The 18,848-nt window shown below is 49.5% G+C and carries 20 protein-coding genes and 4 pseudogenes; 16 read left to right on the top strand and 8 right to left on the bottom strand.

The genetic code is table 11. From position 1 onward, the window contains the following. The first annotated feature begins 107 nt into the window (after nucleotides 1-107). From MY052_RS09710 to MY052_RS09755, 10 genes and pseudogenes are all read left to right on the top strand, one after another. Complete coding sequence (locus tag MY052_RS09710; RefSeq protein WP_248538694.1) at nucleotides 108-1,880, top strand: phage tail tape measure protein; 1,773 nt, start codon at nucleotides 108-110, stop codon at nucleotides 1,878-1,880. 71 nt (nucleotides 1,881-1,951) lie between these two features. Then, nucleotides 1,952-2,407, top strand: a complete 456-nt coding sequence (locus MY052_RS09715) for a hypothetical protein (protein WP_248538695.1) — start codon at nucleotides 1,952-1,954, stop codon at nucleotides 2,405-2,407. 57 nt (nucleotides 2,408-2,464) lie between these two features. Then, nucleotides 2,465-3,766, top strand: coding sequence for a DNA circularization protein (locus tag MY052_RS09720; RefSeq protein WP_248538696.1), 1,302 nt, complete (start codon nucleotides 2,465-2,467; stop codon nucleotides 3,764-3,766). Further along, nucleotides 3,763-4,842, top strand: coding sequence for a phage baseplate assembly protein (locus MY052_RS09725; protein ID WP_248538697.1), 1,080 nt, complete (start codon nucleotides 3,763-3,765; stop codon nucleotides 4,840-4,842). The genes MY052_RS09720 and MY052_RS09725 overlap by 4 nt, the downstream gene beginning before the upstream one ends. Next, nucleotides 4,842-5,380: pseudogene (locus tag MY052_RS09730) on the top strand (phage baseplate assembly protein V). The gene MY052_RS09725 and the pseudogene MY052_RS09730 overlap by 1 nt, the downstream one beginning before the upstream one ends. After that, complete coding sequence (locus MY052_RS09735) at nucleotides 5,380-5,805, top strand: phage GP46 family protein (RefSeq protein WP_248538698.1); 426 nt, start codon at nucleotides 5,380-5,382, stop codon at nucleotides 5,803-5,805. Before MY052_RS09730 ends, MY052_RS09735 begins: the two are co-directional and overlap by 1 nt. Beyond that, nucleotides 5,792-6,850, top strand: coding sequence for a baseplate J/gp47 family protein (locus MY052_RS09740; RefSeq protein ID WP_248538699.1), 1,059 nt, complete (start codon nucleotides 5,792-5,794; stop codon nucleotides 6,848-6,850). Before MY052_RS09735 ends, MY052_RS09740 begins: the two co-directional genes overlap by 14 nt. Next, nucleotides 6,841-7,422 (top strand): YmfQ family protein, encoded by a 582-nt coding sequence (locus MY052_RS09745; protein WP_248538700.1) that lies wholly within the window; start codon nucleotides 6,841-6,843, stop codon nucleotides 7,420-7,422. The genes MY052_RS09740 and MY052_RS09745 overlap by 10 nt, the downstream gene beginning before the upstream one ends. A gap of 11 nt (nucleotides 7,423-7,433) precedes the next feature. Continuing rightward, nucleotides 7,434-8,324, top strand: a complete 891-nt coding sequence (locus MY052_RS09750; RefSeq protein ID WP_248538701.1) for a hypothetical protein — start codon at nucleotides 7,434-7,436, stop codon at nucleotides 8,322-8,324. Then, nucleotides 8,324-8,914 (top strand): tail fiber assembly protein, encoded by a 591-nt coding sequence (locus tag MY052_RS09755; RefSeq protein ID WP_248538702.1) that lies wholly within the window; start codon nucleotides 8,324-8,326, stop codon nucleotides 8,912-8,914. Before MY052_RS09750 ends, MY052_RS09755 begins: the two co-directional genes overlap by 1 nt. On the opposite strand, the gene MY052_RS09760 is transcribed toward MY052_RS09755, so the two are convergent. Both MY052_RS09760 and MY052_RS09765 read right to left on the bottom strand, forming a co-directional pair. After that, nucleotides 8,911-9,147 (bottom strand): hypothetical protein, encoded by a 237-nt coding sequence (locus MY052_RS09760; protein WP_248538703.1) that lies wholly within the window; start codon nucleotides 9,145-9,147, stop codon nucleotides 8,911-8,913. The two genes, MY052_RS09755 and MY052_RS09760, sit on opposite strands and share 4 nt — an antisense overlap. Further along, the gene (locus tag MY052_RS09765) at nucleotides 9,144-9,386 is read right to left on the bottom strand and encodes a DinI-like family protein (protein WP_248538704.1); all 243 of its coding nucleotides are present in this window, start codon (nucleotides 9,384-9,386) and stop codon (nucleotides 9,144-9,146) included. Before MY052_RS09765 ends, MY052_RS09760 begins: the two co-directional genes overlap by 4 nt. 78 nt (nucleotides 9,387-9,464) lie before the next feature. On the opposite strand from MY052_RS09765, the pseudogene MY052_RS09770 reads away from it, so the two are divergent. Continuing rightward, nucleotides 9,465-9,843 (top strand): annotated as a pseudogene (locus MY052_RS09770) (HumD family translesion DNA polymerase). A 219-nt stretch (nucleotides 9,844-10,062) separates the two neighbouring features. On the opposite strand, the gene MY052_RS09775 reads toward MY052_RS09770, so the two are convergent. The 6 genes and pseudogenes from MY052_RS09775 to MY052_RS09800 form a co-directional block, all read right to left on the bottom strand. After that, complete coding sequence (locus MY052_RS09775; RefSeq protein ID WP_248538705.1) at nucleotides 10,063-11,520, bottom strand: glucosyltransferase domain-containing protein; 1,458 nt, start codon at nucleotides 11,518-11,520, stop codon at nucleotides 10,063-10,065. Next, entirely contained in the window at nucleotides 11,517-12,440 is a 924-nt protein-coding gene (locus MY052_RS09780; RefSeq protein ID WP_248538706.1) for a glycosyltransferase family 2 protein, read from the bottom strand. The genes MY052_RS09775 and MY052_RS09780 overlap by 4 nt, the downstream gene beginning before the upstream one ends. Then, entirely contained in the window at nucleotides 12,437-12,799 is a 363-nt protein-coding gene (locus MY052_RS09785) for a GtrA family protein (protein WP_248538707.1), read from the bottom strand. Before MY052_RS09785 ends, MY052_RS09780 begins: the two co-directional genes overlap by 4 nt. Nucleotides 12,800-13,169: 370 nt before the next feature. Continuing rightward, nucleotides 13,170-13,409 carry a DinI-like family protein gene (locus MY052_RS09790; RefSeq protein ID WP_248538708.1) on the bottom strand — a complete coding sequence of 80 codons (240 nt, stop codon included), beginning with the start codon at nucleotides 13,407-13,409 and terminating at the stop codon, nucleotides 13,170-13,172. A gap of 259 nt (nucleotides 13,410-13,668) precedes the next feature. Next, nucleotides 13,669-13,764 (bottom strand): annotated as a pseudogene (locus tag MY052_RS09795) (DUF72 domain-containing protein); the annotation flags it as partial. Continuing rightward, nucleotides 13,764-14,327 (bottom strand): annotated as a pseudogene (locus MY052_RS09800) (hydrolase); the annotation flags it as partial. The pseudogenes MY052_RS09800 and MY052_RS09795, both read right to left, overlap by 1 nt. Before the next feature lie 267 nt (nucleotides 14,328-14,594). Here MY052_RS09800 and aspS point away from each other — a divergent pair. The 5 genes from aspS to ruvA all read left to right on the top strand — a co-directional run bounded on the left by aspS (nucleotide 14,595) and on the right by ruvA (nucleotide 18,848). Next, nucleotides 14,595-16,382: an aspartate--tRNA ligase gene (gene aspS, locus MY052_RS09805; RefSeq protein WP_035891713.1), complete on the top strand. Its 1,788-nt coding sequence runs from the start codon at nucleotides 14,595-14,597 to the stop codon at nucleotides 16,380-16,382. 1 nt (nucleotide 16,383) lies between these two features. Beyond that, a complete protein-coding gene (gene nudB / locus MY052_RS09810; RefSeq protein ID WP_035891712.1) occupies nucleotides 16,384-16,827 on the top strand; it encodes a dihydroneopterin triphosphate diphosphatase in 444 nt (147 codons plus the stop codon). Between the two features lie 28 nt (nucleotides 16,828-16,855). After that, entirely contained in the window at nucleotides 16,856-17,599 is a 744-nt protein-coding gene (locus MY052_RS09815) for a YebC/PmpR family DNA-binding transcriptional regulator (RefSeq protein ID WP_035891711.1), read from the top strand. Nucleotides 17,600-17,633: 34 nt separating this feature from the next. Continuing rightward, on the top strand, nucleotides 17,634-18,155 hold the full coding sequence (gene ruvC, locus MY052_RS09820; RefSeq protein WP_035891708.1) for a crossover junction endodeoxyribonuclease RuvC: 522 nt from the start codon (nucleotides 17,634-17,636) through the stop codon (nucleotides 18,153-18,155). A gap of 81 nt (nucleotides 18,156-18,236) precedes the next feature. Continuing rightward, a complete protein-coding gene (gene ruvA, locus MY052_RS09825) occupies nucleotides 18,237-18,848 on the top strand; it encodes a Holliday junction branch migration protein RuvA (RefSeq protein ID WP_035891707.1) in 612 nt (203 codons plus the stop codon).

Genomic DNA, 18,848 nt, shown 5'->3' on the forward strand with positions numbered 1-18,848 from the left:
TTGCGCCAAATATTGGCGCATCAATCCTCTTGAAATGCTTGACGAACCGTTTTCAGTGCTCGGCTTATTTGCAGAACAGGCCAATCGCATAATTCAGGAAAATAAAAATGGCTGAATTCGAACTGAAAGCCCTTATTACTGGGGTAGATAAACTCTCTCCTGCGTTGTCTTCAATGCAGAAGAAAATTAAAGGTTTTCAGAAAGGTATTAAATCCAGTGGCCTGGGCGATTTTTCTGTCGGTGATCTGATTGGTGGCGGCGCATTTGCCGCTCCATTTATTGCAGGCGCGAAAGCTGCTATTGATTTTGAATCGCAGATGGCCGATGTACGCAAAGTTGTCGATTTTGACACGCCAAAGCAGTTTGCTGAAATGGGGGAAGACATCTTAAAAATGTCGGATCGCCTGCCAATGGCAGCGAACGATATTGCTAAATTGGTGGCGGCCGGTGGACAGGCTGGTATCGCGCGAGAAGATTTGAAGCAATTTGCTGAGGACGCCCTGAAAATGGGGGTCGCCTTTGACCAGTCTGCAGATCAATCTGGCGACATGATGGCGAAGTGGCGAACATCCTTTAAAATGACTCAAGGGGAGGTTGTTTCTCTTGCGGATAAAATTAACTACTTGTCGAACAATGGCGCAGCCAATGCTCAACAAATATCTGACATCGTCACCCGTATCGGGCCACTTGGTGCGGTAGCCGGTATTGCGTCAGGCCAAATTGCTGCGTTAGGGGCCACCTTAGCTGGTGTCGGTGTTGAGCAGGAAATTGCAGCTACAGGTATAAAGAACTTCATGCTGGCAATTACTGGTGGCTCGAAACAGCAGCAGGAAGCATTCCAGTTCCTTGGGTTTAACTCCAAGAAGCTCGCCGCTGATATGCAAAAAGATGCCCAGGGCACAATGCTGAAGGTTCTCGAAAGTATTTCGAAACTGGATAAAGCCAGGCAGCCGAAAGCACTGAACGCACTATTTGGAAAAGAGTCTATTGGCGCTATTGCACCGCTGCTAACGAACCTCGACCTACTGAAGAAGAACTTCAATATGGTTGGAGACGCGTCACAGTATACCGGCTCAATGCAAAAAGAATATGAGGCCCGTGCTGCAACAACAGCAAACCGGTTACAACTCTTACGAAATCAGGCTACGCATGCTGGCGTGGCGCTTGGTAATGCGCTATTACCACAGATTAATGCCAGCGCTGCTGGGCTAATGCCTCTCATCCAGAAAACAACGGATTTTGTATCACGAAACCCAGCTATGGTCCGTGCGTTGCTTGGCGCAGCTGCTGGTTTTGTGGCGCTCCGCGTCGCAGTGGCGGGAGCTAGTATGGCTCTGAAAGTTATGTCGTTCGTCGCTAGCGCTTCGCCAATAGGATTAATTATCCGAGGTATTGCACTTGCTGCAGGGTTATTAATTGCCAATTGGGATGTTGTCGGCCCATTCTTTAAAAATATGTGGGAAGCTATATCGCCTTACTTCACTACTGGTTGGGAACTTTTTAAAACCGTGTTCGGCTGGACTCCCTTAGGCCTGATTATTAATAACTGGGGCCCTGTAGTAGAATGGTTTCAGGATATGTGGGAAAAATTAAAGCCGATCATTGAATGGTTCACTGATGGTTCCAGTAATGCCAGCGCTAGTATGAATGCTTCACCTTACGGCGCAGGTGGTTACGGGATGTATGGTTCAGGCACACCATACCAAGAGTACAATCCTTACAATATAAATAAAAACCAGAGCAAGCCAGAAGCAACAGTGACAGTAGACTTTAAGAACTCTCCAGCCGGGATGAGTGTTACCGGCACGAAGTCGTCAGGCATCGATGTAAACCATGATGTCGGTTACACCAGAATTGGGATAACTGGTATGGGTGGGTGATCACGCTTGACCAATAAGGCCATTTGTATGATGGTTAGCGTGAATGTAAGCACTCAAAACAGGGAATGGAAATGAAATACAATTTATTAGTTGTTGGCTTGCTGGTGGCCTTACCACACTTAGCAATTGCGAAAGATGGTCTTGCTTCCTCATTTGTTAATGAGACTAAAACGGCTGCTGATGGAAATGGTGAGATAAACGCATCAATTGATATTGATTGCCCGGTTAAATCAGCCAGTGGAAAAATTGTTGTTTCAAATGCCTCCTATGATATTAATAAGTCTGTTGGCGCTTTTGTTTTCAAAGGCTCAGATGAAACTCCAGCCCAAATGACATCCATTGTTACTGTGTCGCCAGATGATAACTTTATGTCTGATGAAGTTATTGGCATGAGTTATATCTTCAAAATGGCAAGCGGGCAGTTTTTTGTTGATATCCTTAAGAATGGGAAAGCAAGAGCTGGCGTTAATAAAAATGGCGAATCTGGTATCAAATGGATTGATTGCAAAATAGTTAAACCATCCTGATTATTATTAATTTCTAAACAAACCCGCTTCGGCGGGTTTTTTTTGCCCGGAGTTTATATGGCGTGGAAAGATCGGCTGGTGGATGCATCGTTTCGTGGCGTTCCATTCAAAACTGAAGATGAAAGTCTAACCGCTGGGCGTCGTGTCGAAACACATGAATTTGTGAACCGGGATAAGCCCTATACCGAAGACCTCGGTAAAGCGACATCCCGACCTAAATTTTCTGCATACGTCGTCGGGGATGACTGCTATGAGCAACGTGACAGACTGATTGAGGCGCTCAATAAGTCGGGGCCGGGAACCCTTATTCATCCCGCATATGGTGAGATGAGCGTTTGCGTCGACGGCGAAATTAACGTGAGCTCATCGAGCAGTGAAGGGCGCATGGTGCGCTTCGATCTTCGCTTCGTTGAGGCCGGTGAACTCACTTATCCGACATCTGGGACCGCGACGGCCAACACGCTGGTTTCTTCCTGCTCTGCTCTTGATGACTGTATCAGTGATAACTTCGACCAGTTTGGCATGGACGGTATGCCTGATTTCGTCCAGAGCGGTGTGATTGACGATGCGACCAGCATGCTTGGCTATGTCTCTGACAAAATGGCAATGGTGGATTCTGGCATTTCTGCCGCCGCCAGGTTGATGCAGGGTGATATTTCCGTTCTTCTCCCGCCGCCGTCTTCCGGGAAAGGTTTTATCGATCAGTTGCAGACAATGTGGCGTTCTGGAAACCGTCTTTCAGGAAACGCCAGCGATCTGTACACAATGATTAAAAACTTCTCCGGCATTACTTTGGGCAGCGATCTGGCCCCACGCGGTGTATGGAAAACCGATAGCAAGACGACGCAGAACCAGAAGCAGCAAAGTAATTATATTGCTAGTGCCATTCGCACAACCGCAATAAGCGAAGCGGCTTATGCTGTCACGACATTACCTGCTCCAGTTATCACGGCAAGCGAGCAAAGCCAACAATCTACTGGCTGGCCTTCTGTGACGCATCCTGAGCTGAATAATGCGCCAGATGAAACGACCGTTGTAGACGTGCCTACCTGGGACGATCTGGTCGATATCCGCGACACATTGAATACTGCCATCGATAAAGAATTATCTCGTACCACAGATGACAGCCTCTTTCTGGCATTGCGTCGCGTGAAGTCAGACCTTAATAACGACATAAAAAACCGCCTGACTCAGACTCAAAAAACAGTGATCAGAACCCCTGATGAGGTTAGGCCAGCGCTTGTTCTGGCTGCGACCTGGTTTGATAACGCTGCGCGTGAGTCCGACATTGTCAGACGTAATGCTGTGGCTCATCCTGGCTTTGTGCCGGTGTCTCCACTGAGGGTTCCTGTCCGATGAACGATAACGTAACTCTTCGTGTAAACGGGCGTGAGTGGGGGGGATGGACCTCAATCCGTATCGGTGCAGGTATTGAACGGCTGGCGCGCGATTTCAGCGTAGAGATTACCCGACAGTGGCCTGGTGGTGATGGTGTTGCGTCGCTTCAGCCTCGCGTTAAAAACGGCGACAAAGTCGAGGTGCTCATTGGTGATGACCTGGTGGTTACCGGTTGGATTGAAGCCACCCCGGTTCGCTATGATGCCAACTCAATTAGTGTCGGAATTAGCGGGCGCAGCCTTACCGCCGATCTGATTGATTGTGCCGCTGAGCCGACTCAGTTCAATGGACAATCCCTCGTTCAGGTAGCCTCGGCGCTCGCCAGACCTTTTGGTATTACGGTGATAAACGCTGGTGCGCCGGGTAGCGCTATTCCCGGTGTGCAGCCCGATCACGGTGAAACGGTTATTGAAGTCCTGAACAAGATGCTTGGACAACAGCAGGCGCTGGCATACGACGATCCACGCGGCAGGCTTGTAATAGGTGGGATAGGTTCCGGACGAGCGAATACGGCGCTGGTTCTTGGCCAGAACGTAATTTCCTGCGATACCGAAAAAAGTATCCGTGAACGTTTTTCAACGTACCAGGTATCTGGTCAGCGCGCCGGGAACGATGATGATTTTGGCGCGGCCACGACAACGGCGCTTCGCGCAAAAACAACGGATGCCTCAATCGGTCGCTACCGCCCGATGGCGGTACAGCAGACGGGGCAGGCTACGGGAGCAAGCTGCATTGCACGCGCTGCGTTCGAAGCGCGGCAGCGCGCAGCTCGCACTGATGAAACCACGTACACGGTGTGGGGCTGGCGGCAGGGTGACGGTTCTTTGTGGCAGCCAAACCAGCGAGTCATCGTCTATGACCCAATCTGTGGGTTCAATAACCGCGAACTGCTCATTTCAGAGGTGTCATTCACTAAAGACAACAACGGCACGATTACCGAGCTACGCATCGGGCCGCCTGATGCCTACCTTCCCGAGCCTGAAGAGGACAGCAAGAAGCGTGGCAAAAAACGCAAAGTCAAAGAGGATCCGTTCTGATGGGCGCATTTCAAAGCCTGCAGAGGCAGGTGCTGGGACTCATTGGTCGCGCTGTGGTGAAGAGCATCAACGCGGCTTCCAAGTGCCAGATGATAGATGTTGAGCTACTGGCGGGTCAGCAAAAGACGAAGATTGAGCATCTTGAACCCTATGGCTTCACGTCCTGCGCAAAGTCCGGGGCAGAGGCTGTTGTTCTGTTTCCCGACGGTGACCGTTCTCACGCCATTGCTATCACGGTGTCTGACCGCCGCTATCGCCTCAAGGGACTCAAAACAGGGGAGGTCGCTCTCTACGATGACCAGGGGCAATCAGTCACGCTGACTCGTAACGGGATTGTTGTGGATGGTGGCGGGAAAATTATTACGTTCAAAAATGCCCCGAAGGCCCGCTTTGAAATGGATATTGAATCAACGGGGCAGATCAAAGACCTCTGCGATTCTGGCGGCCTGACAATGTCAGCAATGCGAACGGACACAGGCACAAAGAAAACGGGCAGGGCAATAACACTGATGCACCTGACAAACAAATGGAGGCGTGATGGAACTCTGGCTGACAGTTAACGGAAAGCGAGTGAATGCCAGTTCTCAACTCGACCCACTGACCCGCGCCGTAGTGATTTCTTTCTTCACCCATCGCCGCGCAGACCCCGACGATAATGCTGATGTGCCGATGGGATGGTGGGGCGATACCTGGCCCACAGTCGCAAATGACCGCTATGGCTCAAAATTATGGCTCCTGCAACGAAGCAAGCTCACAAATTCCCTGGTTAATACGGTGCGCACCTATCTCCGTGATGCTCTCCAGTGGATGCTGGATGACGGCGTGGTTTCACGCATTGATATCGACATTCAGCGAACGGGAATCAACGAACTGAGCAATCAGGTTGTGCTCTGGCGGCGGGACGGGCCCGTAATCATTTCTTTTAGCGATTTATGGAGTGTGATCACCAATGGCGGACAGTGAATTTCAGCGGCCTACGCTGGCCGAAAACATCAGCATGATCCGCACCGACCTTTTCGCTCTTCTCGACCTCAACGATGAATTACGTCGGATGGATGAGGATGTCAGGGCGAAGGTATATGCGGGGGCGCTGCATACGGTCTACGGCTATATCGATTACCTGGCGCGAAACATGTTACCCGATCTGTGCGACGAGGATTGGTTGTACCGCCATGCGGGGATGAAACGTTGCCCGCGGAAACAGGCCGTCGCTGCTTCAGGGTTTATTCGCTGGGATGGTGTATCGGACAATCTCACTGTGAATGCAGGCGCTGTCATTCAGCGTGACGATCTGGTGCAGTACACCGTTCTTGCTAATGCAACCAGTGCAGGTGGCGTTCTTCGAGCTCCGATCGCATGTAGTGTCGCCGGTTCAACGGGGAATACAGATGATGGGGTTTCGTTATCTCTCGTTACGCCAGTGAACGGCCTTCCATCTGGCGGCCTGGCTGATACCGTAATTGGCGGGTTTGATATCGAAGACATTGAAGAATGGCGTTCACGCGTACTGGAACGTTACTACTGGACCCCTCAGGGTGGTGCTGACGGTGATTATGTCATCTGGGCAAAAGAGGTCGCTGGTATCACCCGCGCCTGGACATACAGGCATTGGATGGGAACGGGTACCGTAGGCGTTATGGTCGCAAGCAGTGACCTCATTGACCCTACACTGGATGCTACGACCATCGCTGCAGCTCAGGCACATATTGAACCTCTTGCTCCTGTAGCAGGTTCGGATTTGTATCTGTTCACGGCGACGAAAAAGGTCGTCGATTTCACGATCGATTTGAACCCAGATAACGAATCGACCCGCGCAGCGGTGAAGGCTGAGTTGCTTTCATTCCTGCAGCGCGACGGCTATCCAGAAGGCACCCTTGAGTTATCGCGCATCAACGAAGCAATCTCTATTGCCGCAGGGGAACACAGCCATAAGCTAATTTCTCCTACTGTTGATACGCCGATCGCGAAGAATGAACTTGCTATCATGGGGAGCATTACATGGGCATAAGTGAAGATGACTATGTTCAGCTGCTTTCTGCTCTCTTGCCACCGGGTCCAGCATGGTCATCTGATGATGTTGCTATAAAAGGTGTCGCCCCTTCGTTGCTTCGTGCCCATCAGCGTGCTGACGATCTCATGCTGGAACTCGACCCTAGAACAACCTCTGAGCTTATCAATCGCTGGGAACGGTGTTGCGGACTTCCGGATGAATGCATCCCTGCCGGAACGCAAACATTACGCCAGCGGCAGCAGCGGCTGGATGCAAAAGTAAACCTCATTGGTGGTATCAACGAAGATTTTTACCTTAATCAACTGGCTGCACTCGGTAAATCTGGCGCAACAATTACCCGCTACAACCAGGGCCCCTTCAAATGCACATCATCATGTACCGATGCTGTGTACTCCACGGAGTGGCGTTATTACTGGCAGGTGAACATGCCAGCAACCTCTGATGCAACGTGGATGACATGCACAGATGATTGCGAATCCCCTATCCGTTACTGGGGCGACACGGTAGCTGAATGCGTTATCAATAAGCTCTGCCCGTCCCATACCTACGTCGTATTCAAATATCCGTAATCGGAGACATTATGCATCGCATTGACACACCAACTGCGCAGAAAGATAAATTCGGCGCGGGAAAGAATGGTTTTACCCGCGGTAACCCACAAACAGGCGTTCCGGCGACGGACCTCGATGATGATTACTTTGATTCCATTCAGGAGGAACTCGCTGGATTGGTCGAAGGTGGTGGCTTAACCCTGGATAAAGCGGACCGTGGTCAGGTTCTCAAAGCGCTGAAGCTGCTGTTTGCTGCAAACACTGATTCAATGGGTGCGCTTGCCGCTCTGGTAGGTGCTGCTAACAAACTCCCTTATTTCACTGGCCCGAAAGCTGCTTCCTTAACTGACCTTACCGCTTTTGCCCGCGAAATTCTGGCGCAAACTGATGCCGATGGCGTTCTCTCAAAGCTTGGTTTGGGAAACACGAAGTATGGAGCACCACTAATCGGTCAGTTAATCGAATGGCCGCTTCAGAAAATGCCACATGAAATCTGGCCTGATATGGGACAGGAGTATATCCCGTACATGGCTCAGTCCTTCGACCCGGTTAAATACCCGCTACTGTCTCAACTCCATCCAACAAACGTATTGCCTGCTGATATGCGAGGGTATGGAGTGCGCGGATGGGATAATGCTCGCGGCGTTGATACTGGACGCGCATTGATGTCAGCTCAGAGCAGTGGCGCGCCAAACCTTACAGGTACGGTTCAGAACGTGGTGGGTATTCTTGGCGCTGGTAGTACGGGGGCAGCATTGGGCTGGACACCGGGAGGAGTATCCTCAACGGCGAAATCTGGTACAGATAGCGGCGTGATTAGCATCGTACTGGATGCGTCGAAAAGTAGCACTGAGTACCAGGCGATTACTGAAGTCAGAAGTAAAAACGTGGCGTGGAATATGATTGTGAGGGCGAAATAGTGACAAATTTATTCGATGTAAACGGGAACGCCACAGAAACGCATACCGTGGCGGTGAGCGGCTTTGAGCCAGGTACTGGCGAGCATATTGCTACGTATGACGTGCGTATCCTTGTTGGTACGGGTATTCCCGGATTTTCAACGATGACGCTTGCGCCAATTGCTGACGACGGGTATGCGGTATGCTGGGATGGTTCAGCATGGGCTCAGGTTGGAGACCTGCGTGGTAAAACGGCCTATAAGAAAAGCGACCTCACGACGGAAACCGTTCGCACGCTTGGCCCCCTTGATGATGCTTATACTCTCCTGGTTCCAGCAACCTCCTACGACAAATGGAATGGATCTGAGTGGGTGACGGATGCAGATGCTCAGCATGCGGCTGACGTTGCTTCAGCAGAACAGAAAAAATCACAACTACTCTCTGAGGCAGCAGAAGAGATTGCATGGCGAAAGTATGCTGTAGATAAAGGGATTGCCACTGCTGAAGAAGAATCAGAACTTGATGCCTGGGAGATGTACCGGGTGCAGCTGATGCGTATCAAAACAGATGCCGCACCCGATATCGAATGGCCGCCGCGCCCACAAACCTAACGCCACAGCGCTTTGCCCTGGCGAACCACCATCATAATAGCTTTACCCATGCTTTCGCACTGAGGTAAACCAGGTGATATCCATCGCGAGTTGATAAACGCCAATACGCTAAATTGCTCCTCCCCAGCATCCCTGATAGCAAAGGTCTGCATGCCTTTTTCTGGGGTGGGGAGGGGCTCTTCTGATTTTGGGAAATAGATCCTGATACCAGAAATAATCATATTATCCATCATTCAGCAACCAGCCAAAATTCGGCCTCTTCGAACATCTCCTGCACCGTGCGGCTGATCTGCTCTTTCTCGTGCTTACTGGCATCTGTATTGATCGCCGGCAGCGTCATCATCGGCTTAACCCGGATATCTGCTTCGGGGAAGATGCGGTGTACCCTCTTGCTCAATTCACCCAGAATGATGTCCTTCGCACCAGGCAAACCATCAAAATTCCTTTTGTCATAAACGAGTTCCACAAACATGATTAACTCCCTCTTTACTGGTTATGTATACAGTATTTATACTGTGTTTTCATCCAGTGTTCAAGTGAGGGCGCAATTATGGGATTTCCATCACCAGCGGCTGATTTCGCCGAAACAAGCATTTCTCTTGATAGGCTGCTTATCGGTAAGCCAGCGGCGACTTACTTTATGCGAGCTGCGTGCTCGTATTTTCGGGAAGGAGTTTTACAAGGGGCTTTGCTGGTGGTCGACTCTTCGCTTTCTCCATTCGATGGTTCACTGCTTGTGTGTGCTATCGAAGGGGAATTCAGGATAAAGCGTTATTGCCTGCACCCGGCCCCACATCTGATCAACCTGGAAAATGGGCGAAGAGAAGAGCTACCTGAAGATGAAGGGGGGTATACAGGGTCGCATCCTGTTTTTTTGAGTAATTACGTACATCATCAACGATGCCAGAACGGGAGAGTTTGACGATTGACCGGTGATGTGAAGAGCTGAAATTTTACAGCAAAGTCGATGCTCTGTGTAGGGTGGTTCCTATTATTCTCCATTCAGAAAACGCTCATAAAACAACAGGTGTAATATGCTGATTCTTACATGGTTTTGTGTCGGGGTGAGGGTTTGAACCTCCGAACTCCTACACCTCATGACGGCGGCTTAATATATCCTTAAGCCGCGCCAGTTCTGGTTTATTTATTTATTTGCATAAAGTGTCAAATGAAATAATCATATTTTCACCGCTAACGTGAAGTGAGTAGTCAGGAGTTGTAGATATAGCTCTCTGTCTGCATATTTCACTAATTTCTTCTGAAGAGAAATCTTTTCTAGAAACATTTACCCCATAATAATTTAGCATATATGCACTCCAGTCAGTACCTAAATAAGACTTTGTAAGATCTTTTAAGATTGGAAATCTCAGCAATGATAGTGCCTTTTGAGATGCAGGACTTACCACCCCACTGAAATTAACGTATTTTACTTGTGGTGAAAGGTGAGAAATATCATAGTATATAGAGTTAATGATACGGAAGTCTTTTTTATTCTGAGCTAATGAAGCGTTAACATAACTTGTCATCAAAACATAGCTGAACATAATAAATGGAAAAAGGGCGAATAATTTAAGTTTCTGGTTTTTTATTGCGGTGAGAAAATAAAAAGACAAGCCTATTAAAGTTGCACTAAACGATACCATTACGCGCGAAGTTACTGATGCGTTTTCTAAAAAAAGGAAAGTTGCATATGAAAAGAAATAAAAAAGGAAAGGTAAACCTATTAGGGTGATTATATTAACAATGCTTTTAGATGAACGCCATGATTCTTTTGCAACTATATAAACAGCTACCACTAGCAATAACATATAAAAGTAAAGTATCGCAACAGGGATTGAATCGATATAATTCCCAATGAAACCGTTAAATCTATGGAAATTTTCAACAAGGATTTTAAAACCATCAGAATTTATAGCAATGGTTTTGGAAAGTTTAATAGAATAATCGCCAGCAATAAATATATTCGCAATAATAAACTTGTATAATAGGTAGGCTATAAAGAGCTGCAATGCTCTTGTTGCAGCTTCAATAAATCTAGATTTATGAGTTCCTTTGTTATTTAAAGTTGACTCTGCTAATTCGATAATAGAAAATATAACAAACATTCCTAGCGTGGCTTGATATAATCCAAGTGAAATAAATACTAAAAACACTGGCAATGTAAGATTTATGAAACGATTTTTTGTATGACAAAATGCCAATGAGATTGATAATACACTTAAAGACATCGGGAATATGTCGTATTTAAAAGATAAATTTTCAATAAAGAAAGGGTTTACTATAAGTAATAGTGCAACCAAGGACCTTACGATAGGTTTTTCATTTCTGAAGAATCTATCTGCAATAATGACCCCGGAAACTGCCATTACAAAAATTGAAGCTATTAATGACAAAGGGGTTAGGTCTAGTAATGGATACCCCATATTTATAATTGTTAAAGCCAAGTCAGCAATAGGCCGTCCATTGACTGATAAACCTGAGTATCCTAATAAATATCTGCCATAATCATCTAAATAATTGATGTCAGATATAATTAGTCCGATGCAGTAAAGTAAAGAAAACAACACCGTTAGAAAAATTTGGTTTTTCTCTCTAATAATAATCATTTTGTTTTCTTCTCCTTAAGTAAATACCGTGGTCTTTTCTTAACTTCCATATATATCCTTCCTATATATTCACCAAGAATTCCAATGCCTATAAGCTGGATACCTCCCAAGAAAAGCATAGAAATAAGTAAAGAGGGATAGCCTCTGACTGGATTACCAAATGCTAACGTGTCGCAAATCATCCATGTGCCATACAGGAATGCGGCACCGGCAACGAAAAGACCGATGTAAGTCCACATGCGGAGCGGTAATGTAGAAAAGCTGGTAATGCCCTCAACAGCAAGATTCCAGAGCTTCCATCCGTTGAACTTTGTGTTTCCAGCAATGCGTTCTGCGCGAGTATATTCGACGACATTAGTGTGGCCACCGACCCAGCTCAAAATACCTTTCATGAACAGGTTGCGCTCTGGTAATAACTTGATGTTTTCCACTACAGCACGAGACATCAGGCGAAAATCACCAACGTTTTCTTCAATTTTTGGACTGCTGATTTTGTTATGCAGCTTATAAAACCACTCAGCAGACTTTCTTTTCAGCCTGCCGTCATTGGAACGGTCAGAGCGTTTAGCGAGGACCACGTCAGCGCCGGCCTGCCACTTCTCTATTAGGAGAGGAATGACTTCAATCGGGTCCTGTAGATCAACATCTATCGGGATGACTACATCACCTGATGTGTGCTCAAGACCGGCAAACAAGGCCGGCTCTTTACCGAAATTTCGAGTAAATGACAGCGGAACTACAAGCGGATCGGCGATTGCAAGCGCGTTGATGATGGATTCTGTTGCGTCTTTGCTGCCGTCGTTAATGAAGACTATTTCGACTTCATGCTGCTGAAGCCCTTCAAACTTCCGGACAGTTTTATAGAAGATTGGAATTGTATCTTCTTCATTAAAGACTGGAACAACCAAAGAGATTTTCATTTCGCATCCCTAAAGACAATGAATTTTGAATAAATAAAACCGCACACAAGACTGATGGCCGAGAACAGTATTAACGTGATGATAGGAGCCATGCCTGATATATCAGCACACCAGCCAACAACTCCACTAAGCGAGCCCATGAAGCCCACATAAAGCAAGTAGCGCATTGTGGTGGTTGAAGATTTAAATGTGAACTTGGCGTTAGCGAAGAAGCTGAATGACGCAGAAACAACGAACCCTGAAAAGTTGCCAAGTGCCTGTCCTGTGTGGAGCGTATATATGCAAACAGCAAACACAACCCAGTGAATGAGTGTATTGATAACACCAATTGATGTATATTTTGCGAAGAGTTTTAACATTAAATTGATATATTATTTAGTCAGTTAAGAAAAGTCTGAATTCTAGCACGTGTCATTGACTTGATCGACCCTCACATTTGAAGACGCTGTGACCTGTGTCTGACCTGCCCCCAGGATTAGATACAACCTTCGTTTGTAATGCCGGTTGGTGCATTTACATCTACTTGTTCATTTCGTCATATACCCATTTGTTATGGTTAACCCTGATTTTAGTTAGGCGCGTATCAATTGGACTTCCGTTTTTTTTGAGCACGGTCAACAAAACTGGCCACATCATAAGATGTGTGTCAAGAAATGCTGCTTCCATCGGTTGAACTCACAGCACAAAGGGGCCTCCAATGGCCGCATTACCTTTGTCCTCTTTACAGGTTTAATCCGAAACCAACAACATATCGGCTTCTTCAAACATCTCTTCCGGCATGCGATTCAGCTTTTTCCGATCACTTTTGCTGGCATCGCTATTCAAGCCGTTCGCCTGCATCGGCTTAACCTTTACCTCTGCAGCGGGAAAGATCAGGTGCACCCGCTTTGTTAGTTCATTCAGAATTATTTCTCTGGAACCTGTTAATCCTTCTACATTTCGTTTGTCGTACACCAACTCAACGAACATAACGCCTCCAAAACAACAATGATTTACCATGCAATTTACACTGTTTATTCATACAGCATCAACGGTGGGCGCGTAGCTTTTTAAGGAGGATTTTTGGGGCAGGGATGGGGCATAAATGCTTGCTTTGGGGCATGGTTGGGAGATTTTAACTCATATGAATTTTACCGAATTTCATATAAGTGATGATTGTAATGAATTGATTCTACTGAAGAAATATATGCTCTCGGGCGTTCTTTAGTGATTTAAAATATTACCGCGTCACGCAGTTAAAGTGGCGGGCATACTCTTCAAGGCTGGTAATACCAAGGCGCACCCATTTCGGGTGCGACCATTGGGGAAGCCCAAGATAAAACATAAGGCGGCAAGGATCTCTTCAGTGCTGCGCACGCGAGCAATGCGCGGGAAAATGTAGGAGAGGCTGCTCTGGTGCTGATCGTTATTGAACGCGCTGCAGGCATCTTCGGCAATAATCAGGTTAAAGCCCAGTTCCCACGCGTTACGGGCGGTGGACTCCACGCCGATGTTGGTGGAAATACCGCACAGAATAATGGTGTCGATGCCGCGACGGCGCAGCTGCACTTCGAGGTCGGTGCCGTAGAACGCGCCCCATTGACGTTTGGTCACTTCAATATCGCTGTCCTGTTTACCGAGCTCAGCCGGATAGGTCCACCAGTTTTCCGGCAGCGCTTTGGCCGGAGCGGGGGCATCAACCGGTTGTTTCAACGCGTCTGCAAAGTCAGCTGACCAACCTACGCGAACCAACACGACTGGCGCGGACGCGGCACGGCATTTGTCGACCAGGCGGGCGGCACGGGCCACCACGTCAGCAGCGGTATGTGGGCCACCGGCAAACGGCAGAATGCCTTCCTGCAGGTCAATAACGACAAGAGCGGTTTTTTTGGCGTCTAAATTCAGCATGGTTGTTCCTCTGTAAACGGGCTGTCGGGGGCATACCTTACAATCGACGCCAGGTTATTGAACTGATAATTATTGTTAATTTTTGTGAGCGTAGGCAATAAGCGTTCAGCAAACAGTCGTATAAGCTGCTCCGGGCTTATCGCGAGCGAGAATTTCCAGTATAATAGCCCCCTTTTTTCATCCAGTAGTGACATTCAGCTAAAGCTGCGACAGTAACGCCTGCACGGCAGGCGACAATCCGCCGACGGCTAAGTTAAGGGATATCTCATGCGTACAGAATATTGCGGACAGCTTCGACAGTCCCACGTTGGGCAGCAGGTGACTCTGTGTGGTTGGGTCAACCGCCGTCGTGATCTCGGTAGCCTCATTTTTATCGACATGCGCGACCGTGAAGGCATCGTACAGGTGTTCTTCGATCCGGACCGTGCGGATGCCTTGAAGTTAGCCTCTGAACTGCGTAATGAGTTCTGCATTCAGGTTACCGGCACCGTTCGTGCGCGTGACGAAAAGAACATCAACGCGGATATGGCGACCGGTGCGATTGAAGTTCTGGCTTCTGACCTGGTTATCATCAACCGTTCAGAATCACTGCCGCTGGACTCCAACCACGTTAACACCGAAGAAGCGCGTCTGAAGTACCGCTACCTCGACCTGCGTCGTCCAGAGATGGCTCAGCGCCTGAAAACTCGCGCTAAAATCACCAGCTTCGTACGTCGCTTTATGGACGATCACGGTTTCCTCGATATCGAAACCCCGATGCTGACCAAAGCGACCCCGGAAGGCGCGCGCGACTACCTGGTACCGTCTCGCGTACATAAAGGTAAATTCTACGCGCTGCCACAGTCTCCTCAGCTGTTCAAACAGCTGCTGATGATGTCCGGCTTCGACCGCTACTATCAGATTGTTAAATGCTTCCGTGACGAAGACCTGCGCGCTGACCGTCAGCCTGAATTCACCCAGATCGACGTCGAAACCTCCTTCATGACCGCACCACAGGTGCGTGAAGTGATGGAAGCGCTGGTGCGTCAGCTGTGGCTGGAAATCAAAGGTGTGGATCTGGGCGACTTCCCGATTATGACCTTCGCCGAAGCTGAACGCCGTTACGGTTCCGATAAACCGGATCTGCGTAACCCAATGGAGCTGGTTGACGTTGCTGACTTGCTGAAGTCCGTTGAGTTCGCGGTCTTCTCCGGCCCGGCAAACGATCCAAAAGGTCGCGTGGCGGCTCTGCGCGTACCGGGTGGTGCTGCGCTGACTCGTAAGCTGATTGATGAATACGGCAACTTCGTGAAGATTTACGGCGCGAAAGGCCTGGCTTACATCAAAGTGACCGAACGTGCAAAAGGCGTGGAAGGTATCACCAGCCCGGTGGCTAAGTTCCTGACCCCAGAAATCATTGAAGCCATCCTTGAGCGCACCGGTGCGCAGGACGGCGACATGATCTTCTTCGGCGCTGACAACAAGAAAGTGGTTGCCGACGCGATGGGCGCACTGCGCCTGAAGCTGGGTAAAGACCTGAGCCTGACCGACGAAAACATGTGGGCACCGCTGTGGGTTATCGACTTCCCAATGTTTGAAGACGATGGTGAAGGCGGTCTGACCGCAATGCACCACCCGTTCACGTCGCCGAAAGACATGACCGCTGAAGAACTGAAAGCGGCACCGGAAGACGCGGTAGCAAACGCCTACGATATGGTTATCAACGGCTATGAAGTGGGCGGCGGTTCCGTGCGTATTCACCGTGGTGACATGCAGCAGACCGTGTTCGGCATTCTCGGCATCAACGAACAAGAGCAGCGCGAGAAGTTTGGCTTCCTGCTGGACGCGCTGAAATACGGTACGCCTCCGCACGCGGGTCTGGCATTCGGTCTTGACCGTCTGACCATGCTGCTGACCGGCACCGATAACATCCGTGACGTTATCGCCTTCCCGAAAACCACCGCGGCAGCTTGTCTGATGACCGAAGCGCCAAGCTTCGCTAATCCGGCATCTCTGAGCGAACTGGGTATTCAGGTTGTGGCGAAAGAGCCAAAAACGTCGGCGGAGAACGAGTAACATGCCATTCAAGCGACCCGTCTCTATTCTGGTGGTGATTTACGCCCAGGACAGTAAGCGGGTGCTGATGCTGCAGCGACGCGATGACCCTGATTTCTGGCAGTCGGTTACCGGCAGCCTGGAAGAGGGGGAAACCGCGTCGCAGGCCGCCATGCGTGAAGTAAAGGAAGAGGTCACTATAGACGTTGTTTCTGAGCAACTGACCTTGATGGACTGTCAACGCACGGTGGAGTTTGAAATTTTTCAACATTTACGTCATCGCTATGCGCCGGGCGTTGAGCGCAATACAGAATCCTGGTTCTGTCTTGCGCTGCCCCATGAGCGGGAAGTTGTGTTCACCGAGCACCTGACCTACCAGTGGCTCGATGCGCCCGCGGCGGCGGCGCTCACCAAGTCGTGGAGCAACCGGCAGGCGATTGAAGAATTTGTCATTAACGCTGCCTGAAAGGGCATAGTTTTTTGGAGATATTTTTATGGCAGGTCATAGTAAATGGGCCAACACCAGACATCGTAAAGCGGCGCAGGATGCTAAGCGCGGCAAAATCTTCACCAAGATCATTCGTGAGCTGGTGACAGCGGCCAAACTGGGCGGCGGCGATCCGGATGCGAACCCACGTCTGCGTGCTGCGGTAGATAAAGCCCTGGCCAACAACATGACGCGTGACACCCTGAACCGTGCTATCGCGCGCGGTGTGGGCGGTGATGAAGATTCCAACATGGAAACCATCATCTATGAAGGTTACGGTCCTGGCGGCACCGCGGTGATGATCGAATGTCTGTCCGACAACCGTAACCGTACCGTTGCTGAAGTGCGTCATGCGTTCAGCAAAACCGGTGGCAACCTCGGTACCGACGGTTCCGTTGCTTACCTTTTCAGCAAAAAAGGGATTATTTCCTTTGAGCAGGGCGACGAAGACACCATCATGGAAGCGGCGCTGGAAGCTGGTGCTGAAGACGTTGTGACCTTCGACGACGGCGCGATTGACGTGTACACCGCGTGGGAAGAGATGGGTAAAGTACGTGACGCGCTGGAAGCGGCTGGCCTGAAGGCTGACGCGGCAGAAGTGTCTATGATCCCGTCCACCAAAGCGGACATGGATGCTGAAACGGCACCAAAACTGATGCGTCTCATCGACATGCTGGAAGACTGTGACGACGTTCAGGAAGTCTACCACAACGGCGAAATCTCTGACGAGGTTGCAGCAACCTTAGAATGAGGTGGCTGTTCCGCAACCTGACAGGAGGTGCGTGATGTCTATTATTCTCGGCATTGACCCGGGGTCGCGCATCACCGGTTATGGTGTCATTCGCCAGGTTGGCAGACAGCTAACCTACCTTGGCAGCGGATGCATCCGCACCAAGGTTGACGATCTTCCGTCACGCCTGAAGCTGATTTATGCAGGCGTGACGGAAATTATCACCCAGTTCCAGCCGGACTATTTCGCTATTGAGCAGGTTTTTATGGCGAAAAACGCCGACTCGGCGCTTAAGCTGGGACAGGCGCGCGGGGTAGCGATTGTCGCCGCAACCAATCAGGAACTCCCGGTTTTTGAGTACGCCGCCCGCCAGGTGAAACAGACCGTCGTGGGTATTGGTAGTGCGGAAAAAAGCCAGGTTCAGCATATGGTCCGTACGCTGTTAAAGCTTCCCGCCAACCCTCAGGCCGATGCCGCCGATGCGCTGGCTATCGCCATTACCCACTGCCACGTCAGCCAGAACGCCATGCAAATGAGCGATACCCGGCTGAACTTAGCGCGTGGACGATTACGATAATCACAAATCAGGCTGGATAAATATCCAGCCTTTTTTTATGATAGTACATTACTCTTTTAGCCCTTAACGCAGGAGCGTCACGTGATAGGCAGACTCAGAGGCATCATTCTCGAAAAACAACCCCCGCTGGTTCTTCTGGAGACGGGCGGCGTAGGCTATGAAGTGCATATGCCAATGACCTGCTTTTATGAGCTGCCGGAAGCCGGGCAGGAAGCGATTGTTTTCACCCACTTTGTCGTCCGTGAAGACGCGCAGCTGCTATACGGCTTTAATAACAAGCAGGAACGTACGCTGTTTAAAGAGCTGATTAAGACCAACGGCGTTGGGCCGAAGCTGGCGTTGGCCATTCTCTCCGGCATGTCGGCGCAGCAGTTCGTCAACGCGGTAGAGCGCGAAGAACTTGGGGCGCTGGTTAAGCTGCCGGGCATCGGCAAGAAAACGGCGGAACGCCTTATTGTCGAAATGAAAGATCGCTTTAAAGGTCTGCATGGCGATCTCTTTACGCCAGCCGCCGATCTGGTGCTGACGTCTCCTGCGGGTCCGAGTGCCGACGACGCCGAGCAGGAAGCGGTTGCTGCGCTGGTGGCGCTGGGCTATAAACCTCAGGAAGCCAGCCGAATGGTGAGCAAAGTTGCCCGTTCGGATGCCAGCAGCGAAACATTGATCCGCGAAGCGCTCCGCGCGGCGCTATGA

It is taken from the genome of Kluyvera ascorbata, assembly GCF_023195735.1.
Lineage (GTDB): Bacteria > Pseudomonadota > Gammaproteobacteria > Enterobacterales > Enterobacteriaceae > Kluyvera > Kluyvera ascorbata.

Excerpts from the sequence above, each read along its gene's own strand:
- MY052_RS09710 (WP_248538694.1), top strand. The coding sequence starts at position 108 with ATGGCTGAATTCGAACTGAAAGCCCTTATTACTGGGGTAGATAAACTC.
- MY052_RS09715 (WP_248538695.1), top strand. The coding sequence starts at position 1,952 with ATGAAATACAATTTATTAGTTGTTGGCTTGCTGGTGGCCTTACCACAC.
- MY052_RS09720 (WP_248538696.1), top strand. The coding sequence starts at position 2,465 with ATGGCGTGGAAAGATCGGCTGGTGGATGCATCGTTTCGTGGCGTTCCA.
- MY052_RS09725 (WP_248538697.1), top strand. The coding sequence starts at position 3,763 with ATGAACGATAACGTAACTCTTCGTGTAAACGGGCGTGAGTGGGGGGGA.
- MY052_RS09735 (WP_248538698.1), top strand. The coding sequence starts at position 5,380 with ATGGAACTCTGGCTGACAGTTAACGGAAAGCGAGTGAATGCCAGTTCT.
- MY052_RS09740 (WP_248538699.1), top strand. The coding sequence starts at position 5,792 with ATGGCGGACAGTGAATTTCAGCGGCCTACGCTGGCCGAAAACATCAGC.
- MY052_RS09745 (WP_248538700.1), top strand. The coding sequence starts at position 6,841 with ATGGGCATAAGTGAAGATGACTATGTTCAGCTGCTTTCTGCTCTCTTG.
- MY052_RS09750 (WP_248538701.1), top strand. The coding sequence starts at position 7,434 with ATGCATCGCATTGACACACCAACTGCGCAGAAAGATAAATTCGGCGCG.
- MY052_RS09760 (WP_248538703.1), bottom strand. The coding sequence starts at position 9,147 with ATGATGGATAATATGATTATTTCTGGTATCAGGATCTATTTCCCAAAA.
- MY052_RS09765 (WP_248538704.1), bottom strand. The coding sequence starts at position 9,386 with ATGTTTGTGGAACTCGTTTATGACAAAAGGAATTTTGATGGTTTGCCT.
- MY052_RS09775 (WP_248538705.1), bottom strand. The coding sequence starts at position 11,520 with ATGATTATTATTAGAGAGAAAAACCAAATTTTTCTAACGGTGTTGTTT.
- MY052_RS09780 (WP_248538706.1), bottom strand. The coding sequence starts at position 12,440 with ATGAAAATCTCTTTGGTTGTTCCAGTCTTTAATGAAGAAGATACAATT.
- MY052_RS09785 (WP_248538707.1), bottom strand. The coding sequence starts at position 12,799 with ATGTTAAAACTCTTCGCAAAATATACATCAATTGGTGTTATCAATACA.
- MY052_RS09790 (WP_248538708.1), bottom strand. The coding sequence starts at position 13,409 with ATGTTCGTTGAGTTGGTGTACGACAAACGAAATGTAGAAGGATTAACA.
- aspS (WP_035891713.1), top strand. The coding sequence starts at position 14,595 with ATGCGTACAGAATATTGCGGACAGCTTCGACAGTCCCACGTTGGGCAG.
- nudB (WP_035891712.1), top strand. The coding sequence starts at position 16,384 with ATGCCATTCAAGCGACCCGTCTCTATTCTGGTGGTGATTTACGCCCAG.
- MY052_RS09815 (WP_035891711.1), top strand. The coding sequence starts at position 16,856 with ATGGCAGGTCATAGTAAATGGGCCAACACCAGACATCGTAAAGCGGCG.
- ruvC (WP_035891708.1), top strand. The coding sequence starts at position 17,634 with ATGTCTATTATTCTCGGCATTGACCCGGGGTCGCGCATCACCGGTTAT.